Raw genomic sequence first — 1,868 nt, 5'->3', positions numbered from 1 at the left:
TCGAGTAGGAGGAATTTCTCTTAATTGAGAAATTCCGACCTCTCACACCACCGTACGTACGGTTCCGTATACGGCGGTTCAATCAACTTAACAAGTAACACACTTTTCGATGTAGTAATCTAACATTGAAATTAGTCCAAATGAGGCTAATCTTTTGTTACTTATAGCAACATTTACTGCGCCTTTGTTACATACATAAGCTATTCTTTTACCTGTGTATGCAACTCGTCTAGCTGTGTTTCTGTCTATTCCAAGTTTTACAAGGTTCTTCTCTTGATTCTGCGGTGTTTTCCATTGTTTCCAAATGCACATGCGAAGCCGATAACGGATTCTTGAATCTAATTCCTTGCATAGTGTTTTCATACTGCCTATCTTGAAGTAGTTAATCCAACCTCTTATGAGCTGATTAAGCTTCTCCACTTTATAGCTGTTGCTAACACCCCAACTACGGCATGTGAGTTCTTTCATTCTCTTCTTAAACTTCGCTACTGATTTAGCATGTGGTTTTGCCTTAAACTGATGTGCTCTTGGATCAAAGTAGAACCCAAATCCAAGGTATTTAAGTCCGCTTGGTCTGTCTACTTTACTCTTAGTCATGTTGACCTTGAGCCCTAGTTTCTCCTCAATAAATCGAGATATATTTCTCATTACCCGATTTGCAGACATTTCACTTCCAACCATGATAATACAGTCATCTGCATATCGCACAAAGTTAAGCCCTCGCTTTTCCATTTCCTTGTCAAGTTCATTGAGCATGATGTTTGCCAATAACGGCGAAAGATTTCCTCCTTGCGGTGTTCCCACAATAGAATCCTCATATTCATCGTCAATCATGATTCCACTGACAAGATATTTCCTTATGATAGAGATAACATCTCCATCTTTTATAGTTCTGCCTATGATAGTCATAAGCTTGTCATGGTTTACCGTGTCAAAGAACTTTTCCAAGTCAATGTCTACAATCCAATCGTTACCATCATTCATCATGTCAAGTGCTGTTAGGATTGCTTGCTGTGCACATCTATTCGGTCTGAATCCGTAACTATGTTCATGGAATTGTTCCTCGTAGATTGGTGTTAATACCTGTGCAATGGCTTGCTGTATGAATCTGTCTGTTACTGTTGGTACTCCTAGGTTTCTGACACCGCCATCAGGCTTTGGTATCTCCACTCTTCGTACTGGTTGAGGTTTATACTTTCTTGTCCTCAACTGTTCCTTGATGATTTCGCCGTTCTTTTCAAGATGTTCTTTGAGTTCCGTGTACTTCATTCCGTCCACTCCCTCTGCACCTTTATTTCGTACGACTTGCAGATACGCTCTGTTGAGATTATCGCTAGATAAAATCTTCTCCATTAGACTACTTGTGTCCATGCGTTCTTTCCTTTCCGTCTCGCTTGATTTGACCATCTTTTACCCGATTGGTTACGGCAGATGTTGCCATTTCTGCAATACGAGACATACTCAAACTTATTGATTGTTCGCCCCTTCGCTCCATTTCCATTACAGAAACTTCTTCACTACTATGGGCTCGGCTGACTTCTCACAGTTCGTTGTTACTAGGCTAATGAAACCTCTGTGAGACCTCCACGCTTAAGGTGCACGCTCTTTCTCTCCATATATCCGCCGCATTTACTCTGCTTCTACAAACGTGGTAGTTATTAGACTTCACTGTTCTTTGCCAGCTTATCACTCGAAGCCTAGCCTTATATGCGATTTCTGTCCGTCGGACCAGAGATTCGCTTACAGCTTCCTTCAGATTCCACCTCACAGTAGACACCCTTGCTGTTCGGCTATACATTTCCCACTACCTGGGCATGTTCGGGACTTACACCCGTTAGAGCGCGCCCATGGCGCGCAAACAAAGAAAA

1 protein-coding gene is annotated in these 1,868 nt (G+C 41.9%); it reads right to left on the bottom strand.

Features of this window, described 5'->3' with window-relative positions; translation table 11 throughout:
• Positions 1-87: 87 nt before the first annotated feature.
• Positions 88-1,371, bottom strand: a complete 1,284-nt coding sequence (gene ltrA, locus ROSEINA2194_RS18150; RefSeq protein WP_158555625.1) for a group II intron reverse transcriptase/maturase — start codon at positions 1,369-1,371, stop codon at positions 88-90.
• Positions 1,372-1,868 lie beyond the last annotated feature (497 nt).

It is taken from the genome of Roseburia inulinivorans DSM 16841 (assembly GCF_000174195.1).
GTDB classification, from domain to species: domain Bacteria; phylum Bacillota; class Clostridia; order Lachnospirales; family Lachnospiraceae; genus Roseburia; species Roseburia inulinivorans.
Note: the sequence above shows the minus strand (reverse complement) of the source record. Positions and strands in the feature narration are given on the sequence as shown.